14 protein-coding genes are annotated in these 18,065 nt (G+C 60.9%); 3 read left to right on the top strand and 11 right to left on the bottom strand.

The features are described from left to right. Positions 1-67: 67 nt before the first annotated feature. The 5 genes from C7U61_RS05465 to C7U61_RS05445 form a co-directional block, all read right to left on the bottom strand. Complete coding sequence (locus C7U61_RS05465) at positions 68-1,420, bottom strand: NCS2 family permease (RefSeq protein ID WP_106997144.1); 1,353 nt, start codon at positions 1,418-1,420, stop codon at positions 68-70. Between the two features lie 46 nt (positions 1,421-1,466). Beyond that, entirely contained in the window at positions 1,467-3,245 is a 1,779-nt protein-coding gene (locus C7U61_RS05460) for an adenine deaminase C-terminal domain-containing protein (RefSeq protein WP_106997143.1), read from the bottom strand. Continuing rightward, complete coding sequence (locus tag C7U61_RS05455; RefSeq protein WP_106997142.1) at positions 3,235-4,233, bottom strand: LacI family DNA-binding transcriptional regulator; 999 nt, start codon at positions 4,231-4,233, stop codon at positions 3,235-3,237. The genes C7U61_RS05460 and C7U61_RS05455 overlap by 11 nt, the downstream gene beginning before the upstream one ends. 159 nt (positions 4,234-4,392) lie before the next feature. Further along, on the bottom strand, positions 4,393-6,222 hold the full coding sequence (locus tag C7U61_RS05450) for an ABC transporter ATP-binding protein (RefSeq protein WP_106997216.1): 1,830 nt from the start codon (positions 6,220-6,222) through the stop codon (positions 4,393-4,395). Positions 6,223-6,260: 38 nt separating this feature from the next. After that, entirely contained in the window at positions 6,261-7,457 is a 1,197-nt protein-coding gene (locus C7U61_RS05445) for an aminotransferase class V-fold PLP-dependent enzyme (protein WP_106997141.1), read from the bottom strand. Positions 7,458-7,601: 144 nt separating this feature from the next. Between C7U61_RS05445 and C7U61_RS05440 the strand changes: the two genes are divergently transcribed. Next, on the top strand, positions 7,602-8,387 hold the full coding sequence (locus tag C7U61_RS05440) for an IclR family transcriptional regulator (protein ID WP_245410755.1): 786 nt from the start codon (positions 7,602-7,604) through the stop codon (positions 8,385-8,387). A 68-nt stretch (positions 8,388-8,455) separates the two neighbouring features. Here the strand turns inward: C7U61_RS05440 and C7U61_RS05435 are convergent, their stop codons facing one another. From C7U61_RS05435 to C7U61_RS05415, 5 genes are all read right to left on the bottom strand, one after another. Further along, complete coding sequence (locus C7U61_RS05435; RefSeq protein ID WP_106997139.1) at positions 8,456-8,953, bottom strand: RidA family protein; 498 nt, start codon at positions 8,951-8,953, stop codon at positions 8,456-8,458. A 32-nt stretch (positions 8,954-8,985) separates the two neighbouring features. Then, complete coding sequence (locus tag C7U61_RS05430; protein ID WP_106997138.1) at positions 8,986-10,194, bottom strand: amidohydrolase/deacetylase family metallohydrolase; 1,209 nt, start codon at positions 10,192-10,194, stop codon at positions 8,986-8,988. Continuing rightward, entirely contained in the window at positions 10,195-11,073 is an 879-nt protein-coding gene (locus C7U61_RS05425; protein WP_106997137.1) for an ABC transporter permease, read from the bottom strand. Continuing rightward, positions 11,073-12,014, bottom strand: a complete 942-nt coding sequence (locus tag C7U61_RS05420) for an ABC transporter permease (RefSeq protein ID WP_181315799.1) — start codon at positions 12,012-12,014, stop codon at positions 11,073-11,075. The genes C7U61_RS05425 and C7U61_RS05420 overlap by 1 nt, the downstream gene beginning before the upstream one ends. A gap of 173 nt (positions 12,015-12,187) precedes the next feature. After that, the gene (locus C7U61_RS05415; protein WP_106997136.1) at positions 12,188-13,714 is read right to left on the bottom strand and encodes an ABC transporter substrate-binding protein; all 1,527 of its coding nucleotides are present in this window, start codon (positions 13,712-13,714) and stop codon (positions 12,188-12,190) included. A gap of 178 nt (positions 13,715-13,892) precedes the next feature. On the opposite strand from C7U61_RS05415, the gene C7U61_RS05410 reads away from it, so the two are divergent. Both C7U61_RS05410 and C7U61_RS05405 read left to right on the top strand, forming a co-directional pair. Then, complete coding sequence (locus tag C7U61_RS05410; RefSeq protein ID WP_106997135.1) at positions 13,893-16,313, top strand: glucan 1,4-alpha-glucosidase; 2,421 nt, start codon at positions 13,893-13,895, stop codon at positions 16,311-16,313. A 40-nt stretch (positions 16,314-16,353) separates the two neighbouring features. Beyond that, positions 16,354-17,091 (top strand): ROK family protein, encoded by a 738-nt coding sequence (locus C7U61_RS05405; protein ID WP_181315798.1) that lies wholly within the window; start codon positions 16,354-16,356, stop codon positions 17,089-17,091. A 23-nt stretch (positions 17,092-17,114) separates the two neighbouring features. Here C7U61_RS05405 and C7U61_RS05400 read toward each other — a convergent pair whose 3' ends face one another. Further along, positions 17,115-18,041, bottom strand: coding sequence for a LysR family transcriptional regulator (locus C7U61_RS05400; RefSeq protein WP_181315797.1), 927 nt, complete (start codon positions 18,039-18,041; stop codon positions 17,115-17,117). Between the last annotated feature and the right edge of the window lie 24 nt (positions 18,042-18,065).

The raw sequence follows: 18,065 nt of genomic DNA, 5'->3' as shown, positions 1-18,065 counted from the left end.
CAATCGGATCGCCGGTCCGCGGTTTCATGCTGGATGAGTAATGCTGAATCTATGGATTTTTGGCCGCTCAGTGAGCGGCCACGGTCCAGAAATAATAGGCAAGCGGGATGGCAAGAAGGTACATGCCGATGGAGACCTGCCGTGCTTCCCCCGACAGGACCTTGACGATGACGTAGAACAGCAGTCCGCCGGCGATACCGGTTCCAAAGCTGTTGGAGACCAAGGTCAGAAGGACCATCATCAGCGCGGAAAGACCGTCGGAGAAATTCTCCAGGTCGACGCGTTTCAATGCGCTGAACATCGACATGCCGACGAGGATCAGAGCGGGTGCGGTGGCAGCGGCCGGGATCATCAGCGCGATCGGGGTAAAGAGCAGAGTAAGGGCAAAAAGGGCTGCGGTTGCGAGCGAGGCGAAACCAGTACGTCCGCCGGCTTCCGCGCCGGTGGCACTTTCGACGAGCGCCGTGGCGGAGGGAATGCCGAGCAGGGGACTGATGGTGGCGGCAATCGAATCGACGAGGAACGGTTTGCCTAGATCCGCCATGTTGCCTTCCTCGTCGACCAGACCGGCCTTGGCGCCGACGGCGAGCGTCGTGCCCAGGGTCGAGAAGAACTCGGATGCGAAGAAGGCAAAGAGATAGGGGAAATAGTCTATCTTCAGCGCGCCGAGGAAATCGAGCTGGAGGCCGATCTCGGAGATACCATGCGGCGCTCCGAAGAATGTCTCAGGCACCTTGGTGACGCCGAGCGGAATGCCGAGCAGCGTGCTGCCTAGGATGGCCCAGAGGATCGGCCCCGGCACTTTGCGCCCGCGCAGAAAGACCGCGAGGAAGATGCCGAAGACGGCAATGATCGCCTGTCCGGAGTTGAACGAGCCGAGCATGAGAGCATGGCTCTTGACGTTTACGTCGACAAGTCCGGCATTCTTGAAGCCGAGCAGCGCGATGAACAATCCGATCGCCGCCCCCAGGCCAAGCTTGATCTGGGCCGGAACCATGCGAGCAATAACCTGGCGTACACCGAGGACAGTCAGCAAAACAAAGATGACGCTCGACCAGAAGGAGATGGCAAGGCCGGTCTGCCAGGGAATGTGCTCCACGGCCGCCATCGTCGGGCCTACCAGAACCGAGCCGCCGATGCCCGGCCCCACCACGAAAGGCATATTGGCATAGAGCGCCATGAATAGGGTTGCGCCGATAATGACGAGAATGGTTGCCGTCGTTGCGGCGGCGCGGTCGATACCTCCGGCGGAAAGCAGGGACGGAATCACGACGAGAAGATAGGCCGACGCCAGGAAGGACGTCATGCCGGCGATGATTTCCGTCTTCGCATTGGCCTTACGCTCGCCCATGCGAAAGTAAGTCTTCCAGCGCGGTTCGTATGTGTCGCCCGGCTGCCCGACATTCGTATCTGAGGTCATTGTGATATCTCCTAAGTCGGCAAACGCTGCCGTGCGGCGGGTGACCTCAATTTTGGCTGGCAGCCAGAAGCGGTCTGATGTCCTGGGTGGTTCCGTCGGTTAGCCCGAGATCGGTGACGTGCGGGCCGGGGTTGCAGGCAAGGCTTGCCCCGACGACTGCCTTGAAGGTGCGAATGGGCGGCATCCAGTCGGCAATCGCATCGGCTGCCGCGCGCAGTCTGGCGAAGTCGTCGGCCACGTTCTTCGCGGGTGCATCCGACAGCAGGCCGCAGACGGGCAGGGCGAGCAGTGCTGTAACCCTGCCGTCGGCGGCCGTTGCCATGCCGCCGCCGGCCTCGATAACGGCGTTGGCCGCCGCAGCCATATCCGCGGGATTGCGGCCGAAGACGGTGAGGTTATGGCTGTCATGCGATATCGTCGTCGCAAGCGCGCCGCGCCAATGGCCCCAGTCCTCCAGGATGCCGATGACGGGGATCGGTTCCTTCCTTCCATGGCGGTGGATGACGGCCATCAGGAGCATGTTGTCGGGAAGGACGAGTTTGCCATCTTCGACTTTGACGACTGCCTGTCCCCATTTTGTGAACCGCGGGGTCACGATGGTGTTGACGCGAGCCTCACTCATACCAGGCAGCTCGATCGCGAAATCGGCAGCAGAAAGCCTGCCGAGCTTTACGGTGTCGCGATAGGCATCCGAGGACACGCTCTTGCCGCTTCCAATAAGATTGCCATCTCTGGCAACTTCACGCCCAGATGCATAGACGCGGTCGACCACGATCCTTTCCAGATCGGAGAGAATGACGATATCGGCGCGGCGGCCGGGCGCGACCAACCCCAGATCATAACGGTTCAACCACATGGCGGCGTTGAGCGTGGCGGCGCGGATGGCATCGACCGGCTTCATTCCATAGCCGATGAGACGTCTCAGAACGGATGACATCGCTCCATCATTCACGAGCTCGTCGGGGAAGACGTCATCGGTGCAGATCGTCAATGTTTGTGGCAGATGCGGTAGCTTTTTCAGCACTTCGACAACGCCGGGCAGGACATAGTCGTGGGAACCGCGCAACTCGATCGTCAGGCCCGCCCGCAATTTCGCCAGCAAGTCCTCGCCCGAGGTGAGTTCGTGATCGGATTGGATGCCTGCGGCAACAAAGGCCTGCAACTCCGCGCCTTCGAGCCCGCGGGCATGGCCGCAGACGCGCTTGCCGCTCGCAAGTCCGGCTTCGACGACGCCGCGCATCGGTTCGCTGCGCTCAAGAACACCGCGCATGTTCATCACTTCGGCAACGCCGGAGATCTCCGGCCAGCTCAGCATGGTTGCCATTTCGCCGGAGCGGAATTCCGCACCGGCAACTTCCAGGCCGGGCGCCGAAGGCACGCAGGATGGCGCCAGGGTCAGGAAGCGCAGCGGCAATTGGCGTGTCTCTTCAAGCGCCCATCGAATACCGTCGAGGCCGGCGACGTTGCCGATTTCATGCGGGTCCCAGCAGACCGTCGTCGTCCCTTGGGGAACGACTGTTTCCGCGTATCGTCTCGGCGTTACCATCGAGCTTTCGACATGCATATGCGTGTCGATGAATCCGGGCGTGATGAATCGTCCTGAGGCATCGACGATCTGGCTTGCGTCCTTCCTAGTGCCGGAGGGATGAACGCTTGCGATCAAGGGGCCGACAAGGCCGATATCGGCCGGCCTTGTTTCCGAGGTTGCGACATCGACCAGCGTTCCACCGCTAATCAGCACATCGAAGGGTTCAAGCCCTAGCGCCGCTCGCACGGCGCGATCGCGCAGCTCGGACGAATGAATATCCTGGGGTTCATTCGGCATGTCTGCCTCCTTTGGCAAAGGCGGACGGGCCGGCGGTGGATTGCCGCACGACAAGTTCCGTCGGAAATATTCCGCTGGCCTCGGTCTCTCCGGCAACGAAGGCGAGGGCGTGGTTTGCCACGGCTTCAAGATCCTGCCGGACGGTCGTGAGCGGCGGAGAGACGATTTGAGCCCACATCAGATCATCGAAGCCTGTGAGCGATATGTCGTCCGGAATGCGGTAGCCTCTGTCTCCAGCCGCAATGGCAAAACCGATGGCGAGAGCATCATAGGCGGCGGCGCAGGCTGTAAAATGGCTTAGATCGAACTCGTGGCCGAGGGCGCTGCCGGCTTCGAAGGTTGCGTCGCTATATCGCAATGCCGGTTCGGCCCCGGCCTGGCGGAAGATCTCGCACATTCCGCCGACGCGCTCGCGCGCCACCAGCGAATTCTCCGGGCCGGCGAGGATAAGAATCCGGTCGTGACCAAGCTCCAGCAGGTGCCGGGCGATGAGGCGCCCACCCTCGCGATGATCGCTGGCTGCCACATTGCCTGTTGTGGCGGCGCTGTCGATCACGGCGACAGGTACGGGCACATCCGTGGGCTCAATCGTCGTGCCGCGCGTCGGTATCACGATCAGCGCATCGACGCCGCGGGCGATCATGGTCCTGATTTCGAAATCCTGCTGATGCGGATCGCCCTGACTATCGCCGATCAGAACAGCGAGGCCGCGTCGCTTGGCGGCGCGTTCGATCGCCTGGGCAAAGGCGGGAAACAAGGGCTGCCCGATATTCGGGACCAGCAGGCCTATCGTATTGCTCTTGCCGGTGCGCAGGGCACGCGCCGTATGGTCCGGCACATAGCCGCGCCTGTCTGCTTCCAGCCGGATTTGGGCAGCAAGGGTGGAGGACACCCGTCCCGTACCGCGCAGGGCGTTCGAGACCGTTGCCGTGGAGACACCCAGTTTGAGGGCAATTTCCCGAATCGAAGAGAGGCGTGTCTGGCTCATCCAAGAATGCGTTCCGATTTCCGTGATTAAACGATTAATCAATGCCGCGCGCTTTTGCAAGAGCGTCCTCTTGTTGAGGGAGAAAGCAAGCTTCTGCAATGCCGGTGCCTGCTGCAGTTGCGGATGATGAAGGGCGTTCAGCCCATCTGAATCGAAGTGTCAGACGGCAACCAGATGGCCGGGTGAGACGGTTCGATACTCGCGCGGCTGGGCCAGGTAATCGATCGGCCGGATTGGGCTTTTCAGCTCGTCGCTGGCACCTGCGCGCTTTTCGCGCCGCCGGTCGGGATCTGGCACCGGAACGGCGGCCATCAGCTTCTTCGTGTAATCGTGCTGAGGATTGCCGAAGACGTCGGCACGCGGGCCGATTTCGACGATTTCGCCGAGATACATGACCGCAACGCGGTGACTGACGCGCTCGACGACGGCCATGTCGTGGGAGATGAACAGAAAGGAAAGGTTGAGGCTCTGCTGCAGGTCGAGCATCAGGTTGATGACCTGGGCCTTGATCGACACGTCGAGCGCGGACACGCTTTCGTCGGCGACGATCACCTTCGGCTGCAGTGCCAGGGCGCGGGCGATGCAAATGCGCTGGCGCTGACCGCCGGAGAATTCGTGGGGGTAGCGGCCGGCCATATCGGGCGTCAGCCCGACCTTGCGGAGCATGTCGGCGACGATCTCTCTTGCCTCCTTGGCTGTTCCCGTCCTGTGTTCGAGATAGGGTTCGGCGATCGCCTGGCCGACGGTCATGCGCGGGTTGAGCGAAGCGAAGGGGTCCTGGAAGATCATCTGCACGGATTTGCGCATCGCGCGCATGTCGCACTTGCCGAGCGAGAGCACGTCGCGACCGTCGACGATGACGGAGCCGGATTGTGGCTCGATCAGCCGCATGATGGCGCGCCCCGTCGTCGATTTGCCGCAGCCGGATTCGCCGACAAGCGACAATGTTTCGCCGGCAAAGAGATCGAACGAGACATTTTCGACCGCATGCACGCGGCCTCTGAGCTTTCCGAAAAGGCCGGAATGGATGTCGAAGCGCTTGGTGAGGTTCTTCACCTGCAGAACCGGCTTTTCCTTTGCCACCGTATCCGGCACCTCGACCGGCGTGTCGGATTCTCCCGTTGCCGTATTGACGACGGGAAAGCGCAGCGGCCGGTCATAGGCCTGCATCGAACCGAGCACCGGCACAGCTGACAAAAGTGCGCGGGTATAGGGATGCTGGCCCCGATGAAAGATGTCGGCCGTAGCACCCGTCTCCACCTGCTCGCCGCGATACATGACGACGGTGCGATCGGCGATCTCCGCGACCACCCCCATGTCATGCGTGATGAACAGGACGGAGGTTCCTTCCTCCTCCTGCAGCATCTTGATGAGATCGAGGATCTGGCCCTGGATCGTGACATCGAGCGCTGTCGTCGGCTCGTCGGCGATCAGCAGTTTTGGCTTTGAGGCAAGCGCCATGGCGATCATGACGCGCTGGCGCATGCCGCCAGAAAAGCGGTGCGGATATTCGTCGAAGCGTGAGGCGGCCGAGGGAATGCGGACTTTCTCCAAAAGCCGGATCGTCTCGGCCTTGGCATCCGCCGCCGACATGTCCCTGTGGCAGAGCAAGGCCTCGGAAATCTGGTCGCCGATGGTGAAGAGCGGATTGAGTGACGTCATCGGCTCCTGGAAGATCATCGACACCTCGTTGCCGCGCACCTTGCGCATCTCATGCTCAGGAAGCGAAAGCAGGTTTCGGGGCCCCAGCATGATTCTGCCCTCGATGCGGCTTGAATCGCTCTGTAGCAACCGCATGACCGAGAGCGAAGTCACGCTCTTGCCCGAGCCGCTCTCGCCCACGATCGCCACCGTCTCGCCCGGCGCGACCGAAAAGGAAACATTGCGCACGACGGGCTTCCATGTTCCATCCACCAGAAATGAGGTGGTGAGGTTCTCGACGGAGAGGATGGTTTCGGCGGCCCCTGCGGCGGCCTTTGGCTGCGACATATTCATGCTCGTTCCCTCGTTGCGATCCCTGCCGCGGCTCAGTCCGGCCAGTTCAGCATGCCGTCGAAGCGATGCCGGCTGCGGTTTTCGATCGGTGTCATGATGATCTCGTTGGAGGCGCGCGCCTTGTCGAGTTCTTCGGCAAGCCGCGCCGCCACGATCGCCTCCTGACCCGGATGCAGGTTGCACGGGTCGAGATAGAAATAATGATGCTCCACTTCGTGGTCTCGGACGATGACGGGCGGGTTGCCGCGGGCAAGCGCTGCGGCGAGATCCCAGGCGCTGATATGCGCGTCGGGCGCAGAGATAATGACCCGCATGCGGTCGAGCGGATTGTTGGTGGGATCGGGCTCGATCAGTGCGGTGACGCCGGGGCGGCCGTCGAGAGTTCGTTTCCAGAGATTCAGATAGCCGGTCTCGCGTTCTCGGATGCCGGCATGGTCGCGCTTTTCCCAGGCCTCCAGCGCAGCCATGACGCCATAGATGCTTTCCTTGCCGACCTTCATGCCGCGGCCGATGCCCATGTTCTGCAGGAAGGCGTTGCGCACCAGTTCCTTCCTGCCCGCGACGATGCCGGATGTCGGGCCGCCGAGGAACTTATGGCCGGAATAAAGGGCAATGTCGGCGCCCTGCGCCAGAAAGAGCCTGAGGTCATATTCGGAAGCCGCATCGACGATAACGGGCACGCCCTTGGCATGAGCGATCTCGACGAATTCGGAAAGATGAAGCAGGCCGTAATCGACGACATGATGGGAGACGACATAGACGGCTGCCGCCGTCTTCTCGGTTATGGCGTTTTCCATATGGAAGCGATGTGTCGAGGTCGCCTGGCCGATCAGGATGACCTTGCCGCCGGCAAGGCGGATCGCCTGATCCACGGGAGCGCCATAACTCACGACATGGCCCATCTGCACGATGATTTCGTTCTTGTCCGGTACGGTATCAGGCAGTCTCTCTATAGCAAGGAGGTTGTTGCCGGTAATGGCGCCGGCAACCGCGAGGCTGATGCCGGAGGAGCAGGATGCCGTCACGAAACCCGCCTCGCCGCCCGTCAACCGCGCGATGACGGCGCTGGCCTTGCGCTGGAGGTCGTTGATTTCAACAAATTGCGGGAGGATCGCCGCCATTGCCGCAATCGCCTCGGGCACGACGATCGATGCGCCGAGGCTCGTCATGGTACCTGATACGTTGATGACGGGCCTCAGGCCGATCTTGCTGCGGATATCATCGGACATTCTATCCCTCCAAAGTGACGACCGGCTGCCGATTGTCATCGACAGCTATGCCATAGTAATGTAATAGCTTCTCGAAATCTCACGAGGAGCGTTGATTTGGACGCCAAGGCCCTACCCGCAACACCCCCTGAAGACGCCGATTCCATCGGGGAAGCGGAAACCAAAGGCGTGCGCCGTTCGCGCGTCAGCGGCATCGACCGCGCGCTGCAGGTGATCGACTACCTCTACGAAACGGGCGCACCGGCCGGCGCCTACGCGATTGCCAAGGCGATCAAGGCACCGCTTTCGACCGTCTATGTGATCATCGACGATCTGGTGGAAAAGAACATGCTCGGCCGCAATGCCGGTGGTACTGTTTGGCTCGGGGCGCGCCTTTACCATTATGGCCTCGCTTACGCCCGATCGCTCGATTTCATGAGCGTCGCCACCCGCGAAATGCACGATCTTTGCCGGCAGGCGAGCGAGACGGTGCAAGTCTGCGGCCGGGACGGCGATTCCATGCTGGTGCTGGCGATGGCGGACGGACCGAGCCATTTCCAGGTCGCTTCCCGTGTCGGAACCCGCGTGCCGCTCAACTGGACCGCCTCGGGCCGGCTTCTGGTCGGGCATTTGCCCGAAAAGGAAAGGATCGAGCTTTTCAAGCGCTGTGCCCGCACTTCGCCGACCGGACGGGCCGAGGTCGATGCCCGCGTGCTTTCCGATGCGGCGGGCAAGGCCTTTGAAGAGCGCTTGTCCATCCAGGTGGCGGAGTCCGATTATGCGGTTGCCTGCATCGCTTCGCCGGTCGTTGATCGGGATGGTCAATGTGTCGCGACCATTTCCATCGTGCTGCCCGAACAGAAAGTCGTTTCCGACGGCAACCATTATAGCGAACAGGTGCGCGCGGCCGCCGAGCGGATCGAAAAGCTGATGGGCTGGCGCAACCACTGAATTCGTCCTCCTTTGAGCAATTCCAGCAAAAGTGCGACGCGGTTTTGCGTCCGGAATTGCGCTAAAAACTAGTCGTTGAGCGATACGATCGCTTCGATCTCGACCGTAATATTGCCGGGCAGTGATCCGAAGCCGACGGCCGAACGGGCATGCTGGCCCGCCTCGCCGAAGACTTCAACGAAGAGGTCCGAGCAGCCGTTGATGACGCTTGGATGATCCTCGAAATGCGGCACGGCATTGACCATGCCAAGCAGCTTCACCACCCGCTTCACCCGGGAAAGATCGCCGAGCGCACCGTGCATGACGGCAAGCAGATTGATGCCCGTCAGCCGCGCATGCTGATAGGCCCGGTCGACGCCGACATCACCGCCGACCTTGCCGGAATGGAGATGGCCGTCTGCTTCCCGCGGTCCTTGGCCCGAAAGGTAGAGTACATTGCCTTCGCGGACATGGGTGACGAAGTTGGCGATTGGCGGCGGCGGCGGCGGAAGCTCGATCCCGAGCGCAGCCAGTCGCTGGTAAGGTGTTTGCGCTGCCGAAGGGGCCTGTGTTGGGGACGTGTTCACGTATGCTCCTGCTATGCGAGCCTGGTGTTTGATTAGCGCCACGAATAGCCGTGGCTGTGGCGAACGAGCTTGCGGGCGCGGGGCACGTAGCGGCTGGCTGTGACCGCCTCCGCGCCGATGATTGCATAACGCGGTTCGAACAGCTTCTGCAGGCGCGAGACGTCGCCATTGGAATCGGTCGCCTCGAGATCCGCGTCCACGAGATCGAAGATGGTGAAATCAGCCCGTTCGCCGATAGACAGCCGGTTGTCCATCGAAAGCTTGATGACCGAGGCGGGCGCATGAGTGACGGCGTCGACCACCTTATCGAAGGGCATGCCGACCGAGAGCAGCTTGGACATGGTGGTCGCCAGATCCCAAACCGGGAAGTTCATCGAATGCCCGTGCAGGTCGGTCGAGATCGAGTAGGGCAGCAGGCCGCGTCTGATCGCTGCTTCCGCGACCTTGAAAGAGAAGGACGCGCCTCCATGGCCGATATCGAGCCGGATGCCTTCGCCGGCGCAACGTTCGGCGAGATTGTAGAGGTCCTCGTCTTCCATGATGCTCGAACCCGCCTTGCCATTGAAGCAGTGCGTGACGACATCGCCCGGTCCGAGAATTTCGAGCACTTCGTCGTAGAGCGCGGGCGGCTCGCCGACATGCACCATCATCGGTACCTTCAGGATCTTTGCGATCTTCTTGCCGAGCTTGACGGGGGTGACCCCCCAGGAGCCGGTAATCACATGGCTGGCACGCACCTTGATGCCGACGATGTGTTCGCTGTTCTGAGCGTAGCATTCTAGGATGCGGTCGAGATCGATATCCTTGATATCGCGCAGTTCCGGAACGCGATTGCAGGCAACGAGGCCGATCGAGCCGAGATTGAGGAAGGCCTTGATGCGCTCTCTGGATGGTTCGATGATATATTCGCGAAAACCGTGAAAATTGGCTTCGCCGGCGGAGCCGGCATCGACCAGCGTCGTGACGCCGCGCTCGGCGCCGCATTCGGACGGGCGGATCGAGATATCCGTGCCGCCATGCCAGATATGAACATGCAGGTCGATCCAGCCGGGCGAAATCCACGCGCCCTTGCCGTCGACGCGTTCGACATTGCCGGCAGCGGTAAGCTGCGGGCCGAACGCGGTAATCTTGCCGTCGGCGCCGATGAGAATGTCGATGATGCCGGCCTGCGTATCGCTGCCGAAAGTCATGGGCTTCACATTGGTGAGGAGGAGCGGTTTGCCCGCTTTTTCACCGGTCATTTACAGGTCCTTTCGAAGTCTTGGATCGAGCATGTCCCGCAGGCCGTCGCCGACCATTTGCAGCGAGAGCACGGAGAGGATGATGGCAAAGCCTGGGAAGTAGGTCATCCAGTCGGCCTGGCCGATATATTGCCGGCCGGCGGCGATCATGGTGCCCCAGGTGGGGATTTCAGGGCTGACGCCGAGGCCGAGGAACGAGAGCCCGGCTTCGGCCAGCATGGCGCTGGCGAAGAGAAACGAGCCCTGCACCAGGATCGGCGACAGGAGGTTTCTAAGGACATGCCGCGTCATGATGTGGAATGTCGATATGCCCAGAGCCTTGGCCGCCTCCACGTAAGGGAGTTCGCGGATGACAAGGGTCGAGGCGCGGACGATGCGGGCCAGCCGCGGTGCGTACACGATCGATAGCGCGACGATGACCGTCGTCAGTGACGGACCGAGGGCTGCGACCAGCGCAATGGCGAGCAAAATGTCGGGAAATGCCATCATCGCGTCGATGAGGCGGGCGATCGGCGTGTCGAGCCTCTGGAAGAAACCGGCGAGCAGCCCGAGGGTAACGCCGATCGCGGCCGATAGGGCCACGACGGCGGCTCCGACGAGCAGCGACAATCGTCCTGCATAGATGGTGCGGGAGAAGATATCGCGGCCGAATTCATCGGTGCCGAACCAGTAGATCCCGCTTGGTGGCTTTAGCCGGTTGACGATCGAGAGCTTCGAAGGCGAGTAGGGGGCGATCCACGGGGCGAGGATGGCAAGCAGCACGAAGATCGCCAGTACGGTGAGGCCGGCGGCGACGGTCTTGCGCTTCAGGAGCCGGCGAAGGAACTTGCTTCGCTCGCTTTGCGCCTGTCTGGGTGTGTCGGTTGCGATATCGGCCATCAGTAGCGCACCCTCGGATCAACCAGCAGGTAGAGCATGTCGATCGCAAAATTGATCAGGACGTAGAGGCCGGCGATGACGAGCAGGGCCCCTTGGATCACCGGATAGTCGCGGCGCAGCACCGCCGAGACGACGAGGCTTCCGACACCCGGCAGACCGAAGACCGTTTCCGTGACGACGGCACCGGAAATCAGCACGGCGGCCGTCAGCCCGAGAACGGTCAAAATTGGAATAAGCGCGTTCTTCAGCGCATGTTTCAGGACGACGCGGCGTTCGATCAACCCCTTTGCGCGCGCGGTCCTGATATAGTCGTCTCCGAGCACGTCGAGCATCGATGCGCGAGTGAAACGCAGGATCAGCGCCGAGGAGACGAGACCGAGTGCTACGGCCGGCAGCGTCAGATGATACATGCGATCGAGGAAACCTGCGCCCGGTCCGCCATAGCCGGAAACCGGAAATATTCCCAGGCGCACTGCGAAGATCTGCATCAGGATGAGGCCAAGCCAGAAGCTTGGTATGCTCGCCGCCAGCATGCCGATCGCCATCGAAGCCTGATCGACGAACGATCCGCGCCGGTAAGCGGCATAGATGCCGATCGGCAATGCGATGATGCCTGCGATGAGAAGCGAGAAGAGTGTCAGGAAAAAGGTCGGCTCGGCGCGTTCGAAAAGCGCGGAGGAAACCGGGATGTTCAGGAAGATCGATTGGCCGAGATCGCCCTTCAGCAATTGCCCCACATAGAACGCGTATTGGATGAGGATAGACTGGTCGAGGCCTAGCCGGGTACGCAGCTCTGCGATATCCTGTGCGGTCGCATCCGGGCCGAGCATGACGGCGGCCGGATCGCCCGGGGTCACACGCACGATCACGAAGACGATCGTGACGACGAGAAACATCACGACGATCATGCCTGCAAGACGTTGAAGGATGTAGCGTATCATCGGGTCGGTTCCCAGCATGGTTCCGCTTCTTTTCCGGAACCACGCTATTTCTTTGTTCTCTCGCAATTCCGAACGGAAAACCGCGGCGCACTTTCCTGGAATTGCTCTAGGTCACACTGACAGGATCGGGAACGGGCGCCGGCCGCGGCCGGCGCCCGAATGCCTTGGGAGGCTTATTTCTTGATCGATGCGTTCCAGAAGTAGGGCCACGGCGCGGGGTCGACGCCCTGAAGCTTGGTGGAGATGGCCGCAACGGCGTTGAAATCGCCGATCTTCATCATGGGAGCTTCGTCATAGATGGTCTTCTGCACATTCGCCCAGAGCTCGATGCGCTTCTTGGGATCGACCTCTGTGTTGAACGCGTCGATCGCAGCCTTGCTCGTCGGCGTCGTCCACCGACCGGGCGAGCTTGGTGAGAGCGTGCCGATCAGCGCCGGCTCCGGCAGGAAAGGGCTGTGGCTGATATAGATGTCCCACAGTGCCTTGTCGGCACGGCGCTGGGTGAGCGTTGCCCAGTCCACAACTTGAAGGTCGACCGTGAAACCCGCCTGTTTCAAATATTCGGCCGCAACCTGCGCCATCTTGTAATGGAATTCATACTGGCGGCTGGTCAGGATACGGATCGGTTCGCCCTTGTAGCCTGCTGTCTTGGCGGCAGCAGCAGCGCCTTCCGGATCGGCGACGTTATAATTTCCTTTGACCCCGGCATCGGTGCTCCAGGTAAAGGGGGCAGGGTACATGTTGCCGTCGACGGTGTAGAAATTCGTGCTGCCGAAGGCGGCTGCCAGCATATCCTCCATGCTGAGCGCCTGCCGGATCGCCTTGCGGATCGCCACATTCTTGGTGATGCCCTCGGCGGTATTGAAGACGAAAACCGGATAGCCGAACGGCTTCAGGAGCAGGGGCTGGGTCGCCGAAGCGGACTTCAGCTTGTCGAAGGATTCGACCGGAAGACTGTCGATATAGTCGTACTGGCCGGAAATGGCGGCTTCCACGCGAGTATTGGCGTCGGGCACTGGGACGAAGCGGATTTCGTCGAGATATTGATGCCGGGCGCCCCCGTAACCATTGCTTTCGCCATCGCGCGGCTTGTAGCCGTCGAAACGCACCAGCTGGATATATTGGTCGGGCTTGCGCTCCTTCAGCATATAGGGGCCGGTGCCGATGAAATCGGTCATCGTATCCGCCTGCTTGCTGGCCGGAATGATGATGGCGGCCGAGTTGTTGAAGGCGAGCAGCGAGGTGAGCGGGGCATAAGGCTGCTTCAGCTTGATGATGACGGTCGCCGGATCCTGGGCGGCAATCGATTCGATGAAGCCGCCCGCCTGCTTGCCGCGCGACGCCAGCTTGACCCAGCGGTTGAGCGAGGCGACCACATCGTTGGCGGTCATGACGCTGCCGCCATGGAACTTGATACCGGTCCTGAGTTTGATCGTGTAGGTTTTGCCGTCGGCACTGATCTGCGGCAGGCTCTCGGCAAGGAGCGGCGTGACGTTCCAGCTCTTGTCGAAGGTGTAGAGCGTTTCGAAGATATGTTGGGTGACAATACCGACGAGATCGGCAGTGGAAGTCATGGGATCGAGCGTCGGCGGCTCGCCGATTGTCGCGACATTGATGACGCCACCTTTTTCCTGCGCCATCAACAGCGAAGGCGCGGCAATCAGGGCAGCCGCAATCAGGAATCCGAGTCTGAACCTCATCGATATTCTCCCAATTATGTTCCACAATTATGTTATATAGAATTTTATAACAGAATACAGGACGAGCGGAGGCTGTCAATGGCAGTAAAACCTGGGCGCATCAGCTTGAATGCGCATAGCTTCCGTCTTGCCGAAATACTTTGGCCGGAGCAGATTGCAGCGACAGAGGAGATAGTGCATGGCGCCTTACGATGCTTCCGGCCCCAGCGTGAACGGTATCGAACCTCGCTGGACGTCCAGTGCAAAGAGCGGAGTCGGCACGGCGCTTTCGCCGGCCTGCCGCATCTGGTTCACTCTCAGCCACGGTATTCTGAACGAAATCTATTATCCCCGCGTCGACAGCGCCTGCACCCGCGACATCGGATTGATCGTCACAGGGCCCGATGGTTACTTTTCGGAGGAAAAGCGCGATACGGAGAGCGTCGTGACGACGCTCGAGGATGGCGTCCCGGCCTATCGGTTGATCAACACTGCAATTGACGGTCGTTACCGGATCATCAAGCGCATCATCATCGACCCGATGCGCAGCAGCCTGCTTCAGCAGATATCGTTCGAGCCGCTGGAGGGGACGATCCACGATTATCGTCTCTACCTGCTTGCGGCTCCGCATCTGGTCAATGCCGGTTACGGCAATACGGGCTGGGTGGGAGACTATAAGGGCACGCCGATGCTCTTTGCCACGGGTACAGGCGGCATCTCGATGGCCCTTGCTGTCAGCGGAGGTTGGCGCACGGCCTCTGCCGGTTATGTCGGTATTTCCGACGGATGGCAGCAATTGCGAAAGGAGGCTCGGTTGGACCCGGTCTTCGCGCGTGCCGCCGACGGCAACGTCGCCCTGACCGGAGAGATCGATCTGATCGGCGGCAGCGACACCGTCACCGTATCGCTCGGATTCGGAAGCCATGCCAAAGAGGCCGGCTATAATGCTCTTGCCAGCTTGCAGGCCGGCTATGACAGCGCTGAGCGCAGCTATGTTGCCGACTGGCGGACATGGCAAGCCGGATTACTGGCTCTCGACGAACCGAGAGCGCCGCCGCCCGAAGTCAATCGCTATCGAATATCGACAGCCGTGCTGGCAACGCACCGGCCTCTCTCCTTCGAAGGGCCCGCCGTTGCCTCTCTTTCCATTCCATGGGGTTTTGCCAAGGGCGATGAAGACCTCGGGGGCTATCATCTGGTCTGGCCGCGCGATCTGGTCGAGACCGCCGGCGGCTTCCTGGCTGCGGGCGCCTCGCAGGATGCGCTGCGCATTCTGGCCTATCTGCGCGTCATCCAGGAAGAGGATGGCCATTGGCCGCAGAATTGCTGGCTGGACGGCGAGCCTTACTGGACCGGGATACAGATGGACGAATGCGCCTTCCCGATCCTGCTTGCCGATGCGTTGCGCCGCGAAGGGGTCCTCACGGGCGATCTGCTACTGTCCTACGTGCCGATGGTCGAAAGGGCAGCACGCTACGTCGTCGTCAACGGTCCCGTCACGGGTGAGGACCGCTGGGAGGAGGATGGCGGCTTTTCTCCCTTCACCTTGGCGGTTGAGATCGCCGCGCTACTGGCGGCGGCCGATATTCTGGAAATTGCCGGTCAGACGCACAATGCGGATTATCTGCGGCAGACTGCGGATGCCTGGAACGACCAGATCGAGCGCTGGACCTATGTCAGCAGCGATGCGGAAAGCGCCGCTCTCGGGATCAAGGGTTATTATGTCCGTATTGCGCCGCCTGAGATCGCCGACGGAAGCTCGCCGGCCGAGGGTTTCGTGCCGATCAAGAACAGGCCGCCCGCTGAATCGTTCCTGCCGACCGCCCGCGTCGTCAGTCCCGATGCCTTGGCGCTGGTGCGGTTCGGATTGCGTGCCGCCGACGATCCTCGCATCCTCGACACCGTCAGGGTTATCGATGCCCAGCTCAAATGCGACCTGCCGCAAGGTCCTTTATGGTATCGTTACACCGGCGATGGCTATGGCGAGCATGAAGACGGCGGCCCGTTCGACGGCACGGGCATCGGGCGTCCATGGCCCTTGCTTGCAGGCGAGCGCGCCCATTATGAGCTTGCGGCCGGCCGGCCGGAAGCGGCTCTTAGGTTGCTCAAGACACTCGAACAATCTGCCGGGGAGGGCGGGTTGCTGCCGGAGCAGGTGTGGGACCAGCCCGATGTTCCGGGGCAGGGGCTTGTCTTGGGAAAACCTTCCGGCAGCGCCATGCCGCTCGTCTGGGCTCATGCCGAGCATATCAAACTCCTGCGATCGCTGAGAGACGGAGCCGTTTTCGACATGCCGCCACAAGGTGTCGAGCGTTACGTGACAAACAAGATGACGGCGCGCTTCGTGCCGTGGCGTTTCAACAATAAGCTGTCGCAGCTTTCCGTCGGCAAGCGCCTGCGGATCGAGGTCATGGCGCGAGCGGTCATTCGCTGGAGTTTCGACGGTTGGGCCAGCGCCAGCGATACCGAAACGAGCCAGAACGGCTTCGGGATACATGTTGCCGAGCTTTCATGCGAACGCGTGCCTAAGGGCAGGTCGATTGCCTTTACCTTTTACTGGGCTGACACCGATCATTGGGAAGGAGAGGATTTCTCCGTCTCGATTGTGGAAGCGGCATAGTGCGATTGATGCCCGACGCGAATAGAAAGTGTGGACGAATATGAGTGCAATAGAGAGCCGCAAGACGAACATAAAACTGGAGAAAGCGGTGGCACCGGCTGCGATAGAAGAGCTTGTCGTCTTGGCAGTCGATCTCGGCGGTTCGCATGTAAAAATGCGCCTCAGCTCCGGCAGCGACCGCCGGGCAGCCGTCTCGGGGCCTGCAATGTCGGCAAAAGAGATGGTTCAGGCCGTCAAGGATCTGACGGGTGATTGGCGATACGACGTGATCGGCATGGGATATCCTGGACCTGTTTCGAACAACAGGCCAGCTATGGAACCGCACAATCTCGGAGGCGGCTGGCAGGATTTCGACTTTTCCGCCGCTTTCGGCAAGCCGGTCAAGCTTGTCAACGACGCCGTGATGCAGGCAATCGGCAACTATAAAGATGGCAATATGCTGTTTCTCGGTCTCGGCACCGGATTGGGTTCGGCGATGATTGCCAATCACGTCTGCCTGCCCATGGAGCTTGCCCACCTCCCCTACAAGAAGCGGGGTACTTTCGAAGACTTCATCGGCGAGCGCGGACTTAAAAAATACGGCAAGAAAAAGTGGCGCCAGTCGGTCGAGGATATCGTCGAAAGATTGAGAGCGGCCTTGCTGCCGCATGAAATCGTCATTGGCGGTGGCAATGCCGAAAAGCTCAAGGAACTGCCTCCCGCCTGCCGTATTGGCGAGAACGAAAATGCGTTTCTTGGGGGATTTCGCCTCTGGAAGGATGCGAACTTGAGCTTCTAGGCTGCGCAGGGAAGATAGCCGGCTCAAGGTTGGTGTTTCATCGAGGCCTTCTCGTGCTGAACAATGTCGGCAAATAGCTGCAGCGCGCCGCTTGGCTGCTCATCCTTTCGCGCGAGATAAAGCGGCGCCACGAGATTGGCGCCTGGGTCGAGCCTCAGATAGGCGATGCCGTTCGTTTCCAGCCGGGCGATCGATCCTGGAATGATGGAGATTCCGAGTCCAGCGGCGACCAGACTGAGCGTCGACAGCAACCGGGGAGCCTCATGCCGTATTTTGGGGCTGAAACCCGCGGCAAGGCAGGCGGCTATGATACTGTCATATAACCCCGGTCCCGAGGGACGGCGATAAAGGATGAAAGCTTCGTTTGCGAGCTCCGACAGTTGAATGCGCCGAGGCTTCTCTCCTTTCGGCATCGCAAGCGGATGACGATCTGGAAGAGCGACCAGCATCTCTTCATCGAGAATTCGGGAAATCACAAGGCCGCCCGACTGGGCAACGGGAGAGCGCACGAGCGCGACGTCGAGCAGGCCCGAATGCAGCATGGCGATCAGATCGGGCGTGCTGGCTTCCTCAAGCTTGAGCGCCACATCCGGCGATGTCTCGCCGAGCGAGCGGACGGCCGAGCTGAGCAGCGGATGAAAGGCGGCCGAACTGGTAAAGCCGATGGCGAGGCTTCCCTCCTCCCCGCGCGCATTGCGTCTCGTCGCCTCTATCGCAAGATCGACATCGTGGAGGATGGTCCTTGCCCTCTCCACGAAGGTTCGCCCGGCCTCGGTCAGCTCGACGCCTCTCGGCAGGCGTTTGAAGAGCGATGCACCGACGATCGCCTCCAGCTTGGCTATCTGCTGGCTGAGCGGCGGTTGCTGGATGCCCAGTCTTTCCGCGGCGCGGGTCATATGGCCCTCATCGGCAACGGTGACGGCATAGCGCAGATGTCGAAGTTCAATCATGGCATATCTCAAACATATGGATAC

Origin of the sequence: Rhizobium sp. JAB6 (genome assembly GCF_003024605.1) — a bacterium.
Classification (GTDB): domain Bacteria; phylum Pseudomonadota; class Alphaproteobacteria; order Rhizobiales; family Rhizobiaceae; genus Rhizobium.
This window is presented reverse-complemented; position numbering and strand designations above follow the sequence as displayed.

Coding starts and splice junctions, on each gene's coding strand:
- C7U61_RS05445 (WP_106997141.1), bottom strand. CDS start 7,457: ATGTCCGATGATATCCGCAGCAAGATCGGCCTGAGGCCCGTCATCAAC.
- C7U61_RS05430 (WP_106997138.1), bottom strand. CDS start 10,194: ATGACCGGTGAAAAAGCGGGCAAACCGCTCCTCCTCACCAATGTGAAG.
- C7U61_RS05450 (WP_106997216.1), bottom strand. CDS start 6,222: ATGTCGCAGCCAAAGGCCGCCGCAGGGGCCGCCGAAACCATCCTCTCC.
- C7U61_RS05460 (WP_106997143.1), bottom strand. CDS start 3,245: ATGCCGAATGAACCCCAGGATATTCATTCGTCCGAGCTGCGCGATCGC.
- C7U61_RS05400 (WP_181315797.1), bottom strand. CDS start 18,041: ATGATTGAACTTCGACATCTGCGCTATGCCGTCACCGTTGCCGATGAG.
- C7U61_RS05405 (WP_181315798.1), top strand. CDS start 16,354: ATGAGTGCAATAGAGAGCCGCAAGACGAACATAAAACTGGAGAAAGCG.
- C7U61_RS05420 (WP_181315799.1), bottom strand. CDS start 12,014: ATGATACGCTACATCCTTCAACGTCTTGCAGGCATGATCGTCGTGATG.
- C7U61_RS05415 (WP_106997136.1), bottom strand. CDS start 13,714: ATGAGGTTCAGACTCGGATTCCTGATTGCGGCTGCCCTGATTGCCGCG.
- C7U61_RS05410 (WP_106997135.1), top strand. CDS start 13,893: ATGGCGCCTTACGATGCTTCCGGCCCCAGCGTGAACGGTATCGAACCT.
- C7U61_RS05455 (WP_106997142.1), bottom strand. CDS start 4,233: ATGAGCCAGACACGCCTCTCTTCGATTCGGGAAATTGCCCTCAAACTG.
- C7U61_RS05425 (WP_106997137.1), bottom strand. CDS start 11,073: ATGGCCGATATCGCAACCGACACACCCAGACAGGCGCAAAGCGAGCGA.
- C7U61_RS05465 (WP_106997144.1), bottom strand. CDS start 1,420: ATGACCTCAGATACGAATGTCGGGCAGCCGGGCGACACATACGAACCG.